This is a genomic window from Pseudomonas sp. S11P7, assembly GCF_023195435.1.
In the GTDB taxonomy this organism is placed as follows: domain Bacteria; phylum Pseudomonadota; class Gammaproteobacteria; order Pseudomonadales; family Pseudomonadaceae; genus Aquipseudomonas; species Aquipseudomonas fluorescens_G.
Genome location: NZ_JALPKS020000002.1, coordinates 3,956,232 through 3,973,305, shown reverse-complemented (window position 1 = coordinate 3,973,305; position 17,074 = coordinate 3,956,232). Strand labels below are relative to the sequence as shown.

Here is a 17,074-nt window from a genome sequence, read left to right as displayed (position 1 = left end):
ACAAAAAAACCGGACATTGTCCGGTTTTTTTCGCCTCAACTGTCGGCTTTTTTCTCCGCCGCCCCCAATTCCTGCAAGCGTTTATCAATCAACTGGCACTTGTCCGGCAGATTGGCGCTGGCCGTGCCCAGATCCATTTTCTGCAGCTCGGCGTTGATCTCTTTGGCTTTTTCAGGGTTCTGCTCGGTGAGTTTCGAGACTTCCTTCGCCAGTTGTTCACGTTTGATCGTCGCCTCTTCCGGCGTGCAGGCCCAGACGGGCAGGGCGCAGGCGAGGGTAGCGGCAAGGGTGAGCTTGATCAGGGTTTTCATCGGGGCAGGCCTCAGTTCCGGTTAAGGCGGTTACGCGGTTGAGGGCGAGAAGCAGGGAAAAGTTCATGAATTCGTCTCAACTGCCGTGGCAGCAACCGGAGCGGGTAGCCCCTTCGTAACGATCATGATGCCGCACCCATTCCATGATCTCGTCTTCATTGCGGCCCTTGGGCGTGAGGTCAAGGTAGTGGTAGGCGCCGACCAGCATGTCCAGGCCACGTGCATAGGTTGAATAAGTGTGGAAAATCTCGCCTTGATCGTCGCGATAAAACACGCTTAATCCGGGCATTTCTTCCTCGGCGCTGTCGGTCTTCTCGTAATTGTAGGTAGCCGTCCCTGCCGCGACGTCGGCCGTGCGTGCACAGACGCCGAAGTCGTAGTTGAAGTCGCAACCCTCTGACGACACCCAGTCGAATTTCCAGCCCATGCGCTTTTTGAAATCCTGAAACTCGCTGAACGGTGCGTGAGACACGGCCACCACCGCCACATCGTGATGGGCCAGATGCTGGTTGGCGCCGTCGATGTGGTCGCTGAGGAACGAGCAACCCTGACAACCTTCCTGCCAGTCCTTGGCGAACATGAAGTGGTAGATGATCAACTGGCTGTGCTTGCCGAACAGGTCGGTGAGCTTCAGTTCGCCGTTCGGGCCCTGAAAGTGGTAGTCCTTGTCGATCTTGACCCAGGGCAGGGCGCGACGCTCGGCGCTGAGGCGGTCGCGCTCGCGGGTGAAGGCTTTTTCGTGGGCCAGGTGTTGCTGGCGTGCGGCGAGCCATTCTTCGCGCGATACCACCGGATGGTTTTCAACGTTCATGACGATGTCTCCTGCGGGGTTGAACCGGCTGTTTCAGACTAGTCGTTCAACCGCCGGGCAAATCGACAGACCGCCGGTCGGTCAGTGCCGCAAACGCGGCTGAACGGCTGTGCGCCGCTCCGGTCACAACCTAAGAACGCACCATTACCGATGCGCACCGGAGGTTGAATTAGGATGACCAAATACGACTGGGATTTGATTGAACGCTTGCTGCATGAAGTGCAGAACAGCGCCGGGCACAGTTTCACGCCGCGCCCCTATGCCGAGGAGCACGCCGCGAATATGGCGGCGGCGGGTGAGCCGGTGAAAAATCTGGATCATTTGAAAACGCAGGCGTGCCAATACGAGAAATTGCTGCTGGAACGCGGTTTCATCGAGCCACGGCCAGAGCACGAGGGCGGCAACGGCGAAAACTTCGTCTTGACCCCGCGCGGTGCGAGCCTGCTGAGCCTGATCGACAGCAGCATTCCCGGCAATGACCACCCGCGTCAGGTGCTGGATGAACAGAAAGACGCGCTGGATGAGCTGACGTTTGATGAAGTCGCGTCCAAGGCCCAAATTGCCTGAAGCCAACACCTGAACCTGTAGGAGTGAGCCTGCTCGCGATAGCGGTCTATCAGTCACATCACTGGTGACTGAACGACCGCTATCGCGAGCAGGCTCACTCCTACAAGGGATCTCGGTTTACTCAGGATTTCTGTGCGCCCTTCAGGCACTTGAGGTCATTGAAATCCTTGCGCACGCCCTCGATCTTTTTCAACAAGCGTTCACGCTGCTGCGGCGTGCTTTCGGCCATCAGGTCCACCGCCAGCGCGCGGCCCTGGGCTTCGGTGTTGGCGTAGGCCTTGCGATAATCCGCCGTCCATAAACGCTCACGGTTGACCAGCAGGGTCTCGATGCGTTGCGCGAACTCAGGGCTCTGGCGCTGCGCCACGGCCGCGCTGAATTGCTGCTGCCAGTGGGCGCGGTTGGCGATCCACTGGGTGTTCTGATCGCCCAAGGCTGCGGACCACTGCGCCACCCGTTGTTTTTGCTTATCGCTGAGTGGGCCGAGCCAGTCGCCGAGGCGTTTTTCCATGCGCTCGCCGCGTTCCTTGATCTGTTGCGCGACAGGCGGCTCAACGTATTCCTTCTGGCGTTTGCGCAGGTCCTTGGCGAAGGCGTCGTTCATTTCGGCGACCTGTTTGTCATCCAGACCCTGCAGCAGTTCGATGGCCGACGGCGTGATTTCTCGTGCGGTTTCGGCGATCGCCTGCTTCGCTTCGGCGGTGCGTTGCTGCAACGCGGCGTCGGTGACCTGATTGCTTTCAACCATGCTTTGCAGGCGATCAAGCCAATCCAGATAACCCGGCAATTGCGTGGTGCAATGCCAGCTCAGGTGCTCCTTGAGCCGTTCGTTGAACCAGTCTTTCTGCTCGCCGTTCATGTCCAGGTAGTCGCCCAGCGTCCATGGGATGATCACGTCGAGGTTGCGGTAGGCGAGACCGACACGGCTGCAGGCGCCGAGGGCGAGGGTGAAGATCAATAATGCGGCGATGTGTTTGAACCAGCGAGACATGGGCAAATCCTTGCGAGAGCCTGGCGTCGGAAATCTGATTCTTATGTGATGCAGGATGCGCGCGGCAGTTCAGCCGATCAATAGAACGCGCGTGCGGCTTTCAGGGTGACGAGGCCGTCGCACTGGCTGTTGTGCCCGGAATAGGCCGAGCAGTCGTCGCCGCTGAGGCTGGAATTGCTGTAGATCAGGTCGAGGTCGACGCCCATGAACGGCCGCGACAGTTTCACCGACCAGTCAGTGAAACTGCTGACGTAGCCGCCGTCCACCGCCACCGGCGTGTTCAATTGGTGCGTGGTGTATTTCATGCTGACGCCGATGCCGAACGGCTGATTGCCGCCAAGGTCGGCAAACAGGGTGTTGTTCTGTTTATCCGGGTCATTGCTCAAAGCTACGCCGAAACGGCTGCCAAGCAGGGTCAGGCCGCCAAACAGCTCCTGACTGTCGAGGGTGTCCACGCTGGGATAGCTGTAGTGGATCATGCCGACTTCGTAGCCGAGGACCTGATCGAAAGGCTGTTTGAAGCCGACGTAGGAATCGATTTCCAGATCCTTGCCTGGCGTCAGGCCCATGCTCGGCGCGTACTGGCCGACGTACAGGCCGCTGTCGTGGCTCAGGTCGAGGCCGCCGTGGAACGAGCCGACCGCCGCCGGTTTGACCAGCCCTTGGGCCATGCTGCGGCTCGGGGTGGTGCCGAGCTTGAGGTCGAAGTCGCCCAGTTCACGCTGAAACACCTGCGCAGGCGCGGACGCGCTGGCGCAAAGGCTGACGAGCAATAAACAGGAAGATGGGCGCATGCGTCACTCCATGAACTGCGAGGGCAGGGCTGTGCCTGCTGAAACGCTTGATCTAGACGCGTGCAAGGATACCGGCGAATGCTCGGCATTGAAGGCCGTTCGTCGATTTTCAGGGATTTTTGTTTAAAGCGGAGAGGAATTGCGCGGTGCCAGTCCAGACGCTTCGAAGCTCAAAGCGCCTCTGGACGGGTGTAAAACCGGGTATTACTTCTTGCCCAGGCTGATCTGCTTGGACGGGCCGAATGTCTGGCCACTGACGCCTTTGGCAATTTGCTGAATCTCGCCGCCAGACTTGAGGAACGCGGCGATCTGATCGTTGATCGATTCGCTGGTTTCAACGGCTGGAGCTGGCTTTGCTTTGCTGGTGGATGCTTTTACACGCATGGCGGCCATTAACCTGTAGAAAGTAACTCGGCCAGGCATCGTACAGGAATAACTTGACAATTGCTTGGTAAATATCCTTCGGAATAACCAACCGCAGCGCTGCAGCATTATCGCTTCGATATCCGAAATAAGCGTCTAACCCGCTGTTTTAAATAAGAAGATTTATCTGGCGCAGGCGTTGAATATTCATTCGGGCGTAGCGTCGTCGGTCTGACGAATGGCATGTGGACCGTCCGCAAATCAGCTAGATCAAGGCCTTGCACAGGTTAAACGCGGCGCGCCGATCTGTCGCCCGACGCTCAGGCCAAAAACGGGTAGAATGCCGCCCACGCAATGAGGGTTCTGGAAAATGGCTTTAGTCGGGCGTTACAACAGTTTGCAAGTGGTTAAACACACTAACTTCGGTTTATATCTGGATGGCGGTGCCGACGGCGAAATTCTTTTGCCCAACCGTTATATCCCCAAAGATATTCCCAGCGAAGATGAAGACTGGCTCAATGTTTTTGTTTATCTGGACAGCGAAGACAAACTGCTCGCGACCACAGAAAAACCGAAAGTCCAGGTCAGCGAGTTTGCCAGCCTGAAAGTCGTTGAGGTCAACAGCATCGGTGTGTTCCTCGACTGGGGTCTGCCCAAGGATCTGCTGCTGCCGTACTCCGAAGAAAAACGCCAGATGACCGCTGGCGAATACTGCGTGGTGCACGTCTATCTCGACAAACACACCCGCCGCATCACTGCCACGGCGCGCCTGGATCGCTACCTCGACAAGACCCCGGCCAACTACAGCCCGGGCCAGGAAGTCGACCTGCTGGTTGCTGAAGCCACCGACATGGGTTTCAAGGCGATCATCAACAACAAGCACTGGGGTCTGATTCACAAGAACGAGATCTTCAAGTTCATGCGCGCCGGCATGCTCGAAAAGGGCTACATCAAGGAAGTGCGTGCCGACGGCAAGATTGCCCTGAGCCTGCAACCGGTGGGTCAGGAAGCGGCCAGCAGCCTGAGTTCGAAGATTCTCGCCAAATTGCGCGACAACAGTGGCACGCTGGCGGTCAGCGACAAGAGCGACCCGGCGCTGATCAGCAGCCTGTTTGGCGTGAGCAAGGGCAATTTCAAGAAGGCCATTGGTTCGCTGTACAAGGAAGGCAAGATTGTCATTCACGCCGATCGCATTGAACTAACCTGAGCCCTGAATGGCCCATGCTCCATGGGCACACAGGGAACGGTTCGATGAAAAAGACGCTGATCGCTTACGTCGCCACGCTGCTGACGTTTCTGTTGCTCGACGGCGTCTGGCTCGGTCTGTTGATGGCACCGACCTACCGTGAACTGCTCGGTCCGCTGATGCTCGATAAACCGCTGCTGGTCCCCGCAGCGGTTTTTTATTGCCTGTACGTTATTGGTTGCGTGGTGTTTGTGGTGGTGCCAGCCCTGACCTGGCAACGCGCGGCGAAAATGGGCGCATTGCTCGGGCTGGTGGCGTATGGCACGTACGATCTGACCAACTGGGCGACGTTGCGCGGCTGGTCGGTGCAGGTGAGTCTGATGGACTGGGCGTGGGGGACGTTTGCCACGGCGGTGGCGTGTGCGGTGGGGTTTTTAGCGGTGAACCGGCTTGTACGGGCAAATCATTGAATTTCGTTGTCTGGCCTGGCTTCTTCGAGAGCAGCCGACAACCATTCACCGCTGACGCCACAGAAACACTTAATGTCTTTTCCAGGCGCCTTTTTCCGCGCGCCTGATCAATAATCCCCGATTCTTTTTCTGACCATTGGATGGCCTGCCCATGTTGTGTGTGTTCGAGGTGTTGCGGTGAGTGTCGAGCGGCGCAATGCCGACAGCTTTGCCCTGCAAGTGATGATCGGCCTGTGCCTGATCTGGGGTGTACAGCAAGTGCTGATCAAGTGGGCGGCGGCGGATATCGCCCCGGTGATGCAGGCGGCGGCGCGTTCGGGGATTTCCGCGTTGCTGGTTGGCTTGCTGATCTGCTGGAAGGGTGGGTGGGGTCAGGTCGGTAGCACCTGGCGCGGCGGCTTGCTGGCCGGTGCGCTGTTCGGTCTCGAGTTTCTGTTTATCGCCGAAGGTCTGCAGTTGACCACCGCCGCACACATGTCGGTGTTCCTCTATACCGCGCCGATTTTCACCGCGCTCGGTGTGCACTTTCTGTTGGCCAGTGAGCGCCTGCGACCTCTGCAATGGCTGGGGATTCTGCTCGCTTTTATCGGCATCGCGATTGCCTTCGCCGGCGGCGTGTCGTGGGACAACCTCGATCAGCGCATGCTGCTTGGCGATGCGTTTGGCGTGCTGGCCGGGGCCTGCTGGGGCGCGACCACGGTGGTGGTGCGCGCTTCGCGGCTGTCGGAAGCGCCGGTGACGCTGACGCTCTTTTATCAGTTGATTGTCGGCTTCCTGGGTCTGTTGCTGATTGCGCTGTTCAGCGGCCAGATCACCCACGTCAGCCTGACCACCGTAGCAATCGCCAGTGTGCTGTTTCAGGGATTGATCGTATCGTTCTTCAGTTATCTGGTGTGGTTCTGGCTGCTGCGTCGCTATCTGGCGGCGAACCTGGCGGTGTTTTCGTTCATGACGCCGTTGTTCGGGGTGACCTTTGGCGTGTTGCTGTTGGGCGAACAACTGACGCTGAATTTCATCATCGGCGCCGTGCTGGTATTGCTCGGCATCACCTTCGTCAGCGCCGAGCAGTGGCTGCGTCGGCGTTTGCGCAGCGCGCTGGGCCAACGCTAGACACCTGCATCGCCAGGCCGCCAGCGATCAGCAAGCCGCAGCCGGCGATCACCAGCGCCGGTTGCAGACCACCGCTGAAATGGCTGCTCAGCGCCGCCAACAACGGGCCGCTGAGCTGGCCGACGGCGAAACAGGCAGTGAGCAAACCGGCGTTGCGCTGAGTGGCGTGAGGCGCCAATTCCCTTGAGCGCTGCATCACCAGTTGCATGCACGCCAGAAACGGCGTGCCGCACAGGATCACGCCCAGGCCGAGACCGACGCCGCTGCCCAACAGGCAAGCGAACACTCCGCCCGCTTGCAGCCACAACGTCGCCATCAACCAGTGCCGCGTGGTCTGCGGATCGTGACGACGCAGGCTGACCAGCAACACCCCCAGCGCTGCCGCCAGACCGAAGCACGGCCAGAACAGATCGGCCTGCCATTGCCCGTTGAATTGTGCGTTGGCCATCTGTGAGAGGAACGTCGCCGGGATGATGTAGCCAATCCCGTACAGCGCATAAACCAGCGCCAGACGTCCGATGCCGCGATTCGCCGGGCTCGACGCAGGCGCAGCCACTGCAACCGTGGTGACTGGCGTGGGCAACAGGCGCCAGACGCTCAACATCATGACCAGCGCGGCGCCGGCATAAATCAGCCACAACGTCGCCGACGTCTGCTGCAATCCATGCGAGACCAAGGCCAGTAAGCCGGTCAGAAAAATCCCCAGCCCCGGTCCGGCAAATACCAGCGCACCCAGCCGTGGTCGACCCGCCGCTGCAGCCAACGGCTGACTCAACGCGGTGATCATCACCAGCACCCAGGCGCTCGCCACCCCGGTGCCGAAGCGCAACAGCAAGTGCGACCAGAAGCCGTCCGCCCAGAACGACGCCAGCGTCAGCACCACGCACAGCCACAAGCCACCGTGCAGGCGCCGCTGCACTTGCGACGGGCGGTGCGCGAACATCGCATCCACCGCGCCGAGCAGATAACCCAGGTAATTGGCCGCAGCGATCAGGCCGGCGCCCGTCAGGTCGATCTGGTCTTCGCTGAGCAGGTGTGGCATTTGCGGGGTGAGGGCAAATCGACCGATGCCCATGGCCATCATCAGGGCAACGAAGCAGGCGGATAAGCGAATCAGAGGCGACATGGTCGGGCTTCCGTCGAGAGAGCAATGACCGTCAGGCTAGGACTGATTGACTTTCTTTAAAATTGAATAATAGTGAGTAACTTGTTCTGTTCTGGAGAAGGGCTGTGGAATTCAGTCAACTGCGGATCTTTCAGGCCGTCGCCGAGGAAGGTTCGATCACCCGCGCCGCCGAGCGCTTGCATCGGGTGCCGTCGAACCTGTCGACCCGGCTTAAACAGCTCGAAGAGCAATTGGGCGTCGAATTGTTCGTGCGTGAGCGTCAGCGTTTGCAGTTGTCGCCTGCGGGAAAAGTCCTGCTGGACTACACCGGCAAGCCTTTCGCGTTGCGCGATCAGGCCAGCGCGGCGGTGATGGGCAGGCAACCGGCCGGGGATTTTGTGCTCGGTACGATGTACAGCACGGCGGCGATTCATCTGCCGGAATTGCTGGCGCGCTATCACCAGCAATATCCGGCGGTGAATCTGCAAGTGCAGGCGGCGCCGAGCGGCGAGTTGCTGGAAGGTTTGCTCACCGGGCGCCTCGACGCTGCACTGGTCGACGGCCCGCTCGAGCTGGCCGGGCTCGACGGCGTGCCGTTGTGCGACGAGCGTCTGGTGTTGATTACCGAACCCGAACATCCGCCGGTGCGCACCGCCCTGGATGTCGCCGGGCGTGCGGTGTTCACCTTTCGCCAGGGCTGCTCGTACCGCATGCGCCTGGAAGCCTGGTTCGCCCATTACCACGCCGCGATGGGTCGGCCAATGGAGATCGAGTCGTATCAGGGCATGCTCGCCTGTGTGATTGCCGGCAGCGGCGTCGCGCTGATGGCCGAGTCGATGCTCGCCAGTCTACCGGGGCGCGAGCGCGTGGCCGTGCATCCGCTGGCCGAGCCATTCGTGGGTGCGACAACGTGGCTCATGTGGCGTAAAGGCATGGTCGGAGCCAATCTGAATGCCTGGATCGACGTGCAGCAAGCGGTCTATCCCGCGGCTGTGGCGCAAACGCGCGAAACAGCCTGAACCAATAGCAACAGATTCTGATCAATTCAGTAACAGATCATTGCGGATTTGCCCGAGCATTGCGTAGGACTTCGGACTATTATCAGTGCGAAGCGACCTCAGAATTCCGGCCGCTCAGCACCACCCTGAAGGGGGCACAACGATGAAAGAGAAAATTCAAAACTGGCTGCACGATTTGGGTGTTGCGCTCGGGTTGATCGAACCGCCAATGCAACCTGTGCCGATTCGCACCGATGACGAGCAGCGCCGCCGCCAGCCACGTCGGCGTTAACGCCCTCAGGGTTCCAGATTCAGAGAAATCGCAGTCTTCGGCCGCACCTGCCAATAACCGGCAGGCGCGACCGGAGGCTGCGATTTTTTGCTTTCTGCAGACGTAAAAAAACGGGGGTGGCAACCGACGCCACACCCGTCGAAGAAAACATCAAATCGTTACATCACGCTCAGATCGCAGGCGCCACAGCCGCCGGACGCGGCGAAAACAGGCTGACCAGCACGAAGCTCACCAGGCTGACGCCGAGGCTGTAATAGATCGGCGTGTTCGCGTCCATACCGTCCTTGACCATGAACACCAGCGCAGTAATGAAGCCCAGCGTCATGGCGCTGATCGCCCCGGCGGTGGTCGCGCGTTTCCAGAAAATCGCGCCCATCAGCGGAATCAGCATGCCGCCGACCAGCAGGTTGTAAGCCAGAGTCAAGGCACTGATCACGTCGTTGACTACCAGAGCGATGCCCAGCACCGCCACCCCGGTCAACAAGGTGAACAGGCGGCTGACGGCGACGTTCGACTGTTTGCCGCCACGCAGTTTCGGCAGCAGGTCTTCAGTCAACGTGGTGGAGGCGGCGAGCAAACCGGCGCTGGCGGTGGACATCATTGCCGCCAGTGCAGCAGCGATCACAAGACCACGAATGCCGTCCGGCAGCGAGACTTTGACGATGGCGGCGAAGGCGTTGTTGACGTTGTCCAGATCGGGAATCAGCACATGCGCGGCCATGCCGATCAGCGCGCAGACCAGGCCGTAGACGATGCAGTAGATCCCGGCCGAGGTGCCGGCGTACCTGGCGACCTTCTCGCTTTTGGCAGTGAACACCCGCTGCCAGATGTCCTGACCGATGAGGATGCCGAAGAAGTAGATCATGAAGTAGGTGATGATCGTGTCCCAGCCGATGCTGGTGAAGTTGAAGCTGGCCGCTGGTAGTTGCGCGACCAGTTGATCCCAGCCACCGACGCGGTACAGGCAGATCGGCAGCAGCAGGAACATCAGGCCGACGGTCTGGATGCCGAACTGAACGATGTCGGTCAGGGTCAGCGACCACATGCCGCCAATCGTCGAGTAGATCACCACGATCCCGCCGCCCAGCAACACCGATATCCAGAACGGCAGGCCGAACAACACTTGCAACACGGTGCCGATCGCCAGAATCGAGGTCACGCCGATCATCAGCGCGTAAGCGAGCATGATGGTTGCGCTGGCGGTGCGGGCCATCGGGTTGTAGCGCTTTTCCAGCACCTGAGTGACGGTGAACACCTTGAGCTTGAGCAGTGGTTTGGCGAGGAACAGGTTCAGCGCGACGATCCCGCAACCCAATGCTGCGCACAGCCAGAACCCGGAAATGCCATGCACGTAACCCAGCCGCACGGTGCCGACGGTGGACGCGCCACCCAGCACGGTCGCGGCCATGGTGCCCATGTACAGCGACGGCCCCAGGTTACGCCCGGCGACCAGGTAATCCTCGTGGGTCTTGGCCTTGCGCATGCCGTAGTAGCCGAGTATCAGCATCGCGGCGGCGTAGAGGAGTACGACGAATAAATCCAAAGCCATGATGGCGAGTCTCCGATTGTCTTTTTTATGGTGAATCAATTGGGGTCAGCAGGGCTTCCTGTGGGAGCGAGCCTGCTCGCGAAGTCGCACGCACATTCAATAAAGATGTGACTGACAGATTGCTTTCGCGAGCAGGCTCGCTCCCACAGGTTTTGCGTTTATTCAGGCGGCCTGGCGCATGGCGGGTTTAGCCGGGGCATCGTTGCTTTGACTGCGCACATCCGTTGGCCCAAACACCTCCCGAGGTTCGGGGAACAGGCGTAGCAGCGTCAGATACACCACCGACGCCAGGCCCAGGGTCACCGGCAGGCTGATGTCGATGCCGCCGGCCAGTTCACCGAGCGGGCCGACGAACTGCCCCGGCAGATTGACGAAGCACAGGCCAACCGCCGCGCTCGGAATCCATGCGCCCAGACCGCGCCAGTTCCAGCCGTGGCTGAACCAGTAGCGCCCGCCCTGTTCGCCACGGGTGAACACCTGCAGGTCATCCGGGCAGTAGAAGCCGCGACGCACCACCAGGCCGATGATCATGATCACCATCCATGGCGTGGTGCAGGTGATGATCAGCACGGCGAAGGTCGACACGCTCTGCACCAGATTGGCGGCAAAACGGCCGATGAAGATGAAGGCAATCGACAGCACGCCAATCAGCAGCGTCGCCTTGACCCGCGACAATACGCGCGGGAACACGCTGGACATGTCCAGTCCGGTGCCATACAGCGAGGTGGTGCCGGTGGACATGCCGCCGATCACCGCGATCAGGCATACCGGCAGAAAGAACCAGCTCGGCGACACCGCCAGCAGACCGCCGACATAGTTGTTCGCAGCGATGTAGTCGGGTGCCTTGATCGCCACGATGGTCGCGGTGGCGAGGCCGAACAGGAACGGAATCAACGTCGCGAGTTGCGCCGCGATCACCGCCAGCATGATCTGGCCTTTCGGCGTCGCCCGCGGGATGTAGCGCGACCAGTCGCCGAGAAACGCACCGAAGGAAATCGGATTGCTCATCGCCACCAGCGCCGCGCCAATGAACGCCGCCCAGAAACCGGCCTGGCCGAGCGCGACGCTGCCGGCGTACTGGCTGTCGAAGGCCGGCGCAAAGGCAAAGATGCCGAGCAGGAACAACAGGCTCGCGGCCCACACCGCGATGCGGTTGACCCACAACATAAAGCGGAAGCCGTAGATGCACACGGTCAGCACCAGCAGCGCGAACAGACCATAGGCGAGGCCCAGGGTCAGGTCGGTTTCCGGCAGATCGAGCAAGCGTTTGGCGCCGCCGACCAGCGCGTCACCCGAACTCCACACCGACAGTGAGAAGAACGCGATTGCGGTCAGCAATGACAGAAAGGAACCGACGATCCGCCCGTGCACACCGAAGTGCGCACCGGAAGACACGGCGTTGTTGGTGCCGTTGAGCGGGCCGAACAGGCCCATCGGCGCCAGAATCAGCGCGCCGACCACCACCCCCAGGACAATCGCCCAGACACCGGCCTGAAACGACAGACCGAACAGCACCGGAAAACTGCCCAGCACTGCGGTGGCAAAAGTATTGGCGCCGCCGAAGATCAAGCGAAACAGGTCGCTGGGTCGGGCGGTGCGTTCGTTGTCCGGGATCTGTTCGACCCCGTTGGTTTCGATGCTGCTAAGGCTTTTTTCGTTGTTGTTGTTATTCATGATCTGCTCCGATCATCAGGCGCGCTCATCGTGCGTGAGCGTCACCATTGGCTAAGGGGATGGCAGCCCTTCCGGCATTGCGGACAAATGTTCGTGACAGGCCAGCCATAGGCCTTGTTGTTCTAGGCTCGACGCTTGTTTGCGGAAAACAATCGTCTCGCGCTCCTGGCTGAAGTGTTGCTCCCCTTGCATGCGCAGCTCGGTGGCCACGTCATGAATGAAAATCGCCACGTCACCCTGCAGGCTGACGAAGGCGTTGCTCGAGGTGCACGACAGCACCCCGAAGCCATCCTCGCTGCGCCAGCGGTCCCACAACGCCTGATAAGCATCGCGCGACAGCAGTGGCTGTTCGAGGGTGTAAAAAACGAAACTCGCATCGGCGCTGAACGCACCGAAGTAGGCTTCGCGGTCATTGCGGGCAAACGCGGCGACCAATTCGGCGGCCGCGTGCAGAACCTGATCGCATTCGTTCATGACCCTACCCTCAGCGATGGACCACGCCAGGCAGTACGCAGAGCATTTCGTACAGCAGGTTGGCGGCCAGCAGCGAGGTATTGCCGGTGGTGTCATAAGCGGGCGAGACTTCTACCAGATCGCAACCGATCAGGTCGAGGCCCTGGCAGCCACGGACGATTTCAATTGCCTGAATGGTCGTCAGACCGCCGATTTCCGGGGTGCCGGTGCCAGGCGCCCAGGCCGGGTCGATGCCATCGATATCGAAGCTCAGGTACACCGGACCACCGCCGACTTTCTCGCGCACTTCGGCCATCAACGGCGCCAGCGACTTGTGCCAGCACTCTTCAGCCTGCACCACGCGGAAACCCTGATCGCGGCTCCAGTTGAAGTCATCAGCGGTGTAACCCTGCGCGCGCAAACCGATCTGCACGACGCGGTCGCAGTCCAGCAGGCCTTCTTCAACGGCGCGGCGGAAGGTGGTGCCGTGGGCGATCTTCTCGCCGAACATGTGATCGTTGACATCGGCGTGGGCATCGATATGCACGAGGCCGACCTTGCCGTGCTTCTTGTGAATCGCACGCAGGATCGGCAGGGTGATGGTGTGGTCGCCACCCAGGGTCATCGGGATGACGTTGTGCTCGAGGATGTTGTCGTAGGCTTCTTCGATGATGCGCACGGCGTCGAGCAGGTTGAAGGTGTTGATCGCCACGTCACCGATGTCGGCAACCGACAGCGAATCGAACGGCGCGGCGCCGGTGGCCATGTTGTACGGGCGGATCATCACCGATTCGGTGCGGATGTCGCGCGGCCCGAAGCGAGTGCCGGGGCGCAGCGAAGTGCCGATGTCCAGCGGCACGCCAACGAAGGCAGCGTCGAGACCGGCAGCGGTCGGTACATGGGGGAGTCGGAGCATGGTGGCGATGCCGCCGAAGCGCGGCATTTCGTTGCCGCCCAGTGGTTGGTGAAGAATCTTGTCCACGGGTAGGGCCTCATCGTCTTTGTTTTATTTATGTCGGCGCGCCGATGAATACGGGTTCGGACGCCGCTGTGGGGGCGATGATGCGAAATGCAGTGGCGGGGAAGAATCGCTACGGGCAAAAACTTAGTTCAGGTTTTTCTAAACTAATGCCAGACTTCCACCCGCGCTCGTTCCCATGCTCCGCGTGGGAATGCATCCACGGACGCTCCGCGTCCAGCCGTACTCGCAGGTGACGCAGAGCGTCACAGGCTGCGTTCCCACGCAGAGCTTGGGAACGATCCTTGGGAGCAGAAATGGCCAACGCTTTACCCGACCTGAAACTGTTGCGCATCTTCGTCAGCGTCGTGCGTCATCAGGGTTTTGCCAATGCGCAGCAGGAACTCAACCTGTCGACCTCGGCGATCAGCACCTACATGAGCCAGCTTGAAGCGGCGCTCGGCCTGGTGCTGTGCCATCGCGGGCGCGGCGGGTTCAGCCTGACCAGCAAGGGCGAGCTGTTCCATCAGGAAACCCTGCGCCTGCTCGGTGAACTCGAGGGCTTCGAGCAATACGCCGCCGCGCTCAAAGGTGAACTGCGCGGCACCCTCAACCTCGGGGTGATCGACTCTACCGTCAGCGACAAGGCCTTGCCCTTTGCCGAAGCCATCGGCGCCTACAGTCAAGAGCACCCGGCGGTGCATTTGCACTTGTCGGTGATGAGCCCTTATGAACTGCAACTCGGCGTGCAGGACAACCGCCTCGACCTGGCCATCGGCGCGTTTTCCACGCGCATGAGCGGGCTGGTCTACATGCCGCTGTATCGTGAGCAGCACTGGTTGTATTGCAGCAGTCGCCACCCGCTGTTCAACGAGCGGCGCATTCCCGAACAGGTCATCACTCAGCAGCGCATGGTCGGGCGTGGTTACTGGAGTCAGGCGGAACTGGCGCGGCACGGTTTCAAACACAGCGCCGCCACCGTGGAAAGCATGGAAGCGCAGCTGATTCTGGTGCTCTCCGGCGCCTACATCGGTTACTTGCCGGAGCACTACGCCCAGGCCTGGGCCGACAAGGGCGACTTGCGCGTGTTGCTGCCGGCCACCTTCGGTTATCAGGCGCCGTTTTCGATGATCATGCGCCGCGGCCGCAGTCGCGAGCCGCTGATCCAGACCTTTCGCGATTTGCTCAAAGCCCAGTTGAATCAGGCGTAATCCTTCATGTCCCGACCTCAATGCCCGCGCTGCCTGCGCCCTCTAACCCACTGTCTGTGCCCGCTGATCCCACACCTCGACAGCCGCACGCGGGTGTTGCTGTTGCAGCATCCGAGCGAGGTCAACCATGCGCTGAATACCGCGCGGCTGGCGGCGCTGGGCCTGAGCAATGCCGAATTGATCGTGGGTGAAGTGTTCGACGATTTGCCGACGCTGTTGAACCGCCCGGGCTATCAGGCGCGGCTGTTGTTTCCGGCTGAGGATGCGCAGCCGCTGCAGGCTTATGCGCCGACCGACGAACCGTTGTTGCTGGTTGTGCCCGATGGTACCTGGCGCAAGGCGCGCAAGATGTTGCACCTCAATCCGTTGCTGGCCGCGTTGCCACGGGTGACTTTGGCTGACGGCGGCGTGTCGCGTTATCGCTTGCGCAAGGCACCGGGGCCTGGGGCGTTGTCGACTATCGAGGCCATTGTGCAGGCGCTTCAAACGCTTGAAGCGCCGGCGACATTCGAGCCGTTGCTCAAGCCGTTCGAAGCGTTGATCGAAGGGCAGATTGCGGCGATGGGGGAGGAGGTCTTCCAGCGTAATCACAACCGCTGATCGTTCCCACGCTCTGCGTGGGAATGCATCCAGTGTCGCTCTGCGTCACCGTTACAAAGGGACGCGGAGCGTCCGGGGCGGCATTCCCACGCGGAGCGTGGGAACGATCAGCAAAAATAGTCGGTGTTCTTGCTGGCCCCATCGCTGGCAAGCCAGCTCCCACAGTGTCCGTGTCGACCACAAAACTTGTGAGCACCACGGAACCTGTGGGAGCTGGCTTGCCAGCGATGGGGCCAGTCAATTCACCACAAATTCGGATATCTCTAGCGCTCGCGCATCGCCTCGGTCCGCGCTTTCAGCACCGGTTTGAGCAGGTAATCCAGCACGCTTTTTTCGCCGGTAATGATGTCCACCGTCGCCACCATCCCCGGAATGATCAGCAGCGGTTTGACGTCCCCTCCCAGATGGTTCTTATCGGTGCGCACCTGAATCAGATAGAAGCTGTTGCCCTTGTCATCGGTAATGGTATCGGCGCCGATCAACTCGAGTTTGGCGCTCAGCCCGCCGTAAATCGTGTAGTCGTAGGCACTGAACTTGACCATGGCTTTCTGGCCCGGGTGCAGGAACGCAACATCCTGCGGACGCACCTTGGCTTCGATCAGCAGGTTGTCTTCCAGCGGCACGATTTCGACCATGTCGCTGCCCGGCTGGACCACGCCGCCGATGGTGTTGACCTTCATCTGCTTGATCACCCCGCGCACCGGCGAGGTCACCGTGGTGCGGGTGACGCGGTCGTCGATGGCGATGCTGGTCGCGGTGATTTTCGACAGGTCAGTGCGTTTTTCGTTGAGCTCTTTGGCGGCCTCGGAGCGGAAGGTCTGCTCCGATTCGTCGATCTTGCTGCGGATCTCGGCAATCGCCGATTCGGCGCGGGGAATCGCCAGCGTTGTGGCGTTCAGCGAACCACGGATTTCCACCGCGCTACGCCTGAGGCGGAGGATTTCCACCGGTGACACGGCGCCGGTTTTCACCAGCGGTTCGGACATGTTCATTTCTTGCTGCAGCAAGGCCAGGCTGGAACTGAACTGGCCCTGCTTGGAACGAAACTCCGCCAGCTCCTGGGTTTTCTGCCGCAGCTGTTCGCTCAAGGTGCGCTGCTCGCTGGCGAGGCGGCGCTGGCGCTGTTCGTACAGCGAGCGCTCGTCTTCGGCGACTTGCGGAGCCTTGGCAATCACCTCGGCGGAGAGCTTGAACGGCCGGCCCTCGGCTTCGGCGGACAGGCGTTCGACTTGCGCGGTCAGCGCGTAGCGGTCGGCTTCGCTTTCGCCCTTGTTCGAGCGAAAACGCGTGTCATCCAGGCGCAGCAGGGTATCGCCCTTGCTGACCATCTGGCCTTCGCGAACGAAGATCTCGGTGACGATGCCGCCTTCAAGGTTCTGAATCACCTGGACCTTGCTCGACGGAATCGCCTTGCCTTCGCCCATGGTGACTTCTTCGAGCACGGCAAACTTCGCCCAGACCACCGCGCTGATCAGCAGCGCCGCCGCCAGCCACACGGTGATTCGCGATTTGCGCGGCGAGTCCTGCAACGAGGCGCCGGCGGTTTCCGGCATGAAGTCGGCCTCGGCGCTTTTGCCAAAGCTGTCGAAGTAGCCGCGATCCTTGCTATCGGTGGAAGCAGACATGGGCAA

19 protein-coding genes are annotated in these 17,074 nt (G+C 60.6%); 8 read left to right on the top strand and 11 right to left on the bottom strand.

Annotated features, from left to right (window positions below):
* Window positions 1–35 precede the first annotated feature (35 nt).
* Both M0746_RS18245 and M0746_RS18240 read right to left on the bottom strand, forming a co-directional pair.
* Window positions 36–311, bottom strand: coding sequence for a hypothetical protein (locus M0746_RS18245; RefSeq protein WP_258450127.1), 276 nt, complete (start codon window positions 309–311; stop codon window positions 36–38).
* Between the two features lie 76 nt (window positions 312–387).
* The gene (locus M0746_RS18240) at window positions 388–1,122 is read right to left on the bottom strand and encodes a DUF899 domain-containing protein (RefSeq protein ID WP_258450126.1); all 735 of its coding nucleotides are present in this window, start codon (window positions 1,120–1,122) and stop codon (window positions 388–390) included.
* A gap of 174 nt (window positions 1,123–1,296) precedes the next feature.
* Here M0746_RS18240 and M0746_RS18235 point away from each other — a divergent pair, with 174 nt between their 5' ends.
* Window positions 1,297–1,689: a transcriptional regulator gene (locus tag M0746_RS18235; protein WP_258450125.1), complete on the top strand. Its 393-nt coding sequence runs from the start codon at window positions 1,297–1,299 to the stop codon at window positions 1,687–1,689.
* A gap of 121 nt (window positions 1,690–1,810) precedes the next feature.
* On the opposite strand, the gene M0746_RS18230 is transcribed toward M0746_RS18235, so the two are convergent.
* The 3 genes from M0746_RS18230 to M0746_RS18220 all read right to left on the bottom strand — a co-directional run bounded on the left by M0746_RS18230 (window position 1,811) and on the right by M0746_RS18220 (window position 3,867).
* Complete coding sequence (locus M0746_RS18230) at window positions 1,811–2,680, bottom strand: DUF6279 family lipoprotein (protein ID WP_258450124.1); 870 nt, start codon at window positions 2,678–2,680, stop codon at window positions 1,811–1,813.
* Window positions 2,681–2,757: 77 nt separating this feature from the next.
* Window positions 2,758–3,474 (bottom strand): TorF family putative porin, encoded by a 717-nt coding sequence (locus M0746_RS18225; RefSeq protein ID WP_208938304.1) that lies wholly within the window; start codon window positions 3,472–3,474, stop codon window positions 2,758–2,760.
* A 204-nt stretch (window positions 3,475–3,678) separates the two neighbouring features.
* The gene (locus M0746_RS18220) at window positions 3,679–3,867 is read right to left on the bottom strand and encodes a hypothetical protein (RefSeq protein ID WP_016985943.1); all 189 of its coding nucleotides are present in this window, start codon (window positions 3,865–3,867) and stop codon (window positions 3,679–3,681) included.
* A gap of 340 nt (window positions 3,868–4,207) precedes the next feature.
* On the opposite strand from M0746_RS18220, the gene M0746_RS18215 reads away from it, so the two are divergent.
* The 3 genes from M0746_RS18215 (at window position 4,208) to M0746_RS18205 (ending at window position 6,603) form a co-directional block, all read left to right on the top strand.
* The gene (locus tag M0746_RS18215) at window positions 4,208–5,044 is read left to right on the top strand and encodes a CvfB family protein (RefSeq protein WP_258450123.1); all 837 of its coding nucleotides are present in this window, start codon (window positions 4,208–4,210) and stop codon (window positions 5,042–5,044) included.
* Between the two features lie 44 nt (window positions 5,045–5,088).
* Window positions 5,089–5,493, top strand: a complete 405-nt coding sequence (locus M0746_RS18210; protein WP_258450122.1) for a DUF2177 family protein — start codon at window positions 5,089–5,091, stop codon at window positions 5,491–5,493.
* Between the two features lie 177 nt (window positions 5,494–5,670).
* Window positions 5,671–6,603 (top strand): DMT family transporter, encoded by a 933-nt coding sequence (locus M0746_RS18205; RefSeq protein ID WP_258450121.1) that lies wholly within the window; start codon window positions 5,671–5,673, stop codon window positions 6,601–6,603.
* Here the strand turns inward: M0746_RS18205 and M0746_RS18200 are convergent.
* Window positions 6,548–7,729: an MFS transporter gene (locus M0746_RS18200; protein WP_258450120.1), complete on the bottom strand. Its 1,182-nt coding sequence runs from the start codon at window positions 7,727–7,729 to the stop codon at window positions 6,548–6,550. The genes M0746_RS18205 and M0746_RS18200 overlap by 56 nt on opposite strands.
* Before the next feature lie 104 nt (window positions 7,730–7,833).
* Here M0746_RS18200 and ptrR point away from each other — a divergent pair, with 104 nt between their 5' ends.
* Together ptrR and M0746_RS18190 are read left to right on the top strand one after the other, a co-directional pair.
* Window positions 7,834–8,727, top strand: a complete 894-nt coding sequence (gene ptrR / locus M0746_RS18195) for a putrescine utilization regulator PtrR (RefSeq protein ID WP_258450119.1) — start codon at window positions 7,834–7,836, stop codon at window positions 8,725–8,727.
* 142 nt (window positions 8,728–8,869) lie between these two features.
* Window positions 8,870–8,998 (top strand): PA1414 family protein, encoded by a 129-nt coding sequence (locus tag M0746_RS18190; RefSeq protein WP_003198971.1) that lies wholly within the window; start codon window positions 8,870–8,872, stop codon window positions 8,996–8,998.
* A gap of 169 nt (window positions 8,999–9,167) precedes the next feature.
* Here the strand turns inward: M0746_RS18190 and M0746_RS18185 are convergent, their stop codons facing one another.
* From M0746_RS18185 to speB, 4 genes are all read right to left on the bottom strand, one after another.
* On the bottom strand, window positions 9,168–10,547 hold the full coding sequence (locus M0746_RS18185) for a sodium:solute symporter (protein WP_208938299.1): 1,380 nt from the start codon (window positions 10,545–10,547) through the stop codon (window positions 9,168–9,170).
* Window positions 10,548–10,709: 162 nt separating this feature from the next.
* Window positions 10,710–12,221, bottom strand: a complete 1,512-nt coding sequence (locus tag M0746_RS18180) for a purine-cytosine permease family protein (RefSeq protein WP_258450118.1) — start codon at window positions 12,219–12,221, stop codon at window positions 10,710–10,712.
* A gap of 51 nt (window positions 12,222–12,272) precedes the next feature.
* Entirely contained in the window at window positions 12,273–12,695 is a 423-nt protein-coding gene (locus tag M0746_RS18175) for a YybH family protein (protein WP_258450117.1), read from the bottom strand.
* Between the two features lie 10 nt (window positions 12,696–12,705).
* Window positions 12,706–13,656, bottom strand: coding sequence for an agmatinase (gene speB, locus M0746_RS18170; RefSeq protein WP_003222717.1), 951 nt, complete (start codon window positions 13,654–13,656; stop codon window positions 12,706–12,708).
* A 293-nt stretch (window positions 13,657–13,949) separates the two neighbouring features.
* Here speB and M0746_RS18165 point away from each other — a divergent pair, with 293 nt between their 5' ends.
* A complete protein-coding gene (locus M0746_RS18165; protein ID WP_090282283.1) occupies window positions 13,950–14,843 on the top strand; it encodes a LysR family transcriptional regulator in 894 nt (297 codons plus the stop codon).
* Window positions 14,844–14,849: 6 nt separating this feature from the next.
* Window positions 14,850–15,443: a tRNA-uridine aminocarboxypropyltransferase gene (locus M0746_RS18160; RefSeq protein ID WP_258450116.1), complete on the top strand. Its 594-nt coding sequence runs from the start codon at window positions 14,850–14,852 to the stop codon at window positions 15,441–15,443.
* Between the two features lie 263 nt (window positions 15,444–15,706).
* Here M0746_RS18160 and M0746_RS18155 read toward each other — a convergent pair whose 3' ends face one another.
* A complete protein-coding gene (locus M0746_RS18155; RefSeq protein WP_258450115.1) occupies window positions 15,707–17,068 on the bottom strand; it encodes an HlyD family type I secretion periplasmic adaptor subunit in 1,362 nt (453 codons plus the stop codon).
* Window positions 17,069–17,074 lie beyond the last annotated feature (6 nt).

Coding starts and splice junctions, on each gene's coding strand:
- M0746_RS18190 (WP_003198971.1), top strand. CDS start 8,870: ATGAAAGAGAAAATTCAAAACTGGCTGCACGATTTGGGTGTTGCGCTC.
- M0746_RS18240 (WP_258450126.1), bottom strand. CDS start 1,122: ATGAACGTTGAAAACCATCCGGTGGTATCGCGCGAAGAATGGCTCGCC.
- M0746_RS18160 (WP_258450116.1), top strand. CDS start 14,850: ATGTCCCGACCTCAATGCCCGCGCTGCCTGCGCCCTCTAACCCACTGT.
- M0746_RS18200 (WP_258450120.1), bottom strand. CDS start 7,729: ATGTCGCCTCTGATTCGCTTATCCGCCTGCTTCGTTGCCCTGATGATG.
- M0746_RS18180 (WP_258450118.1), bottom strand. CDS start 12,221: ATGAATAACAACAACAACGAAAAAAGCCTTAGCAGCATCGAAACCAAC.
- M0746_RS18155 (WP_258450115.1), bottom strand. CDS start 17,068: ATGTCTGCTTCCACCGATAGCAAGGATCGCGGCTACTTCGACAGCTTT.
- M0746_RS18235 (WP_258450125.1), top strand. CDS start 1,297: ATGACCAAATACGACTGGGATTTGATTGAACGCTTGCTGCATGAAGTG.
- M0746_RS18245 (WP_258450127.1), bottom strand. CDS start 311: ATGAAAACCCTGATCAAGCTCACCCTTGCCGCTACCCTCGCCTGCGCC.
- M0746_RS18175 (WP_258450117.1), bottom strand. CDS start 12,695: ATGAACGAATGCGATCAGGTTCTGCACGCGGCCGCCGAATTGGTCGCC.
- M0746_RS18220 (WP_016985943.1), bottom strand. CDS start 3,867: ATGGCCGCCATGCGTGTAAAAGCATCCACCAGCAAAGCAAAGCCAGCT.
- M0746_RS18185 (WP_208938299.1), bottom strand. CDS start 10,547: ATGGCTTTGGATTTATTCGTCGTACTCCTCTACGCCGCCGCGATGCTG.
- M0746_RS18215 (WP_258450123.1), top strand. CDS start 4,208: ATGGCTTTAGTCGGGCGTTACAACAGTTTGCAAGTGGTTAAACACACT.
- M0746_RS18210 (WP_258450122.1), top strand. CDS start 5,089: ATGAAAAAGACGCTGATCGCTTACGTCGCCACGCTGCTGACGTTTCTG.
- M0746_RS18230 (WP_258450124.1), bottom strand. CDS start 2,680: ATGTCTCGCTGGTTCAAACACATCGCCGCATTATTGATCTTCACCCTC.
- M0746_RS18225 (WP_208938304.1), bottom strand. CDS start 3,474: ATGCGCCCATCTTCCTGTTTATTGCTCGTCAGCCTTTGCGCCAGCGCG.
- M0746_RS18165 (WP_090282283.1), top strand. CDS start 13,950: ATGGCCAACGCTTTACCCGACCTGAAACTGTTGCGCATCTTCGTCAGC.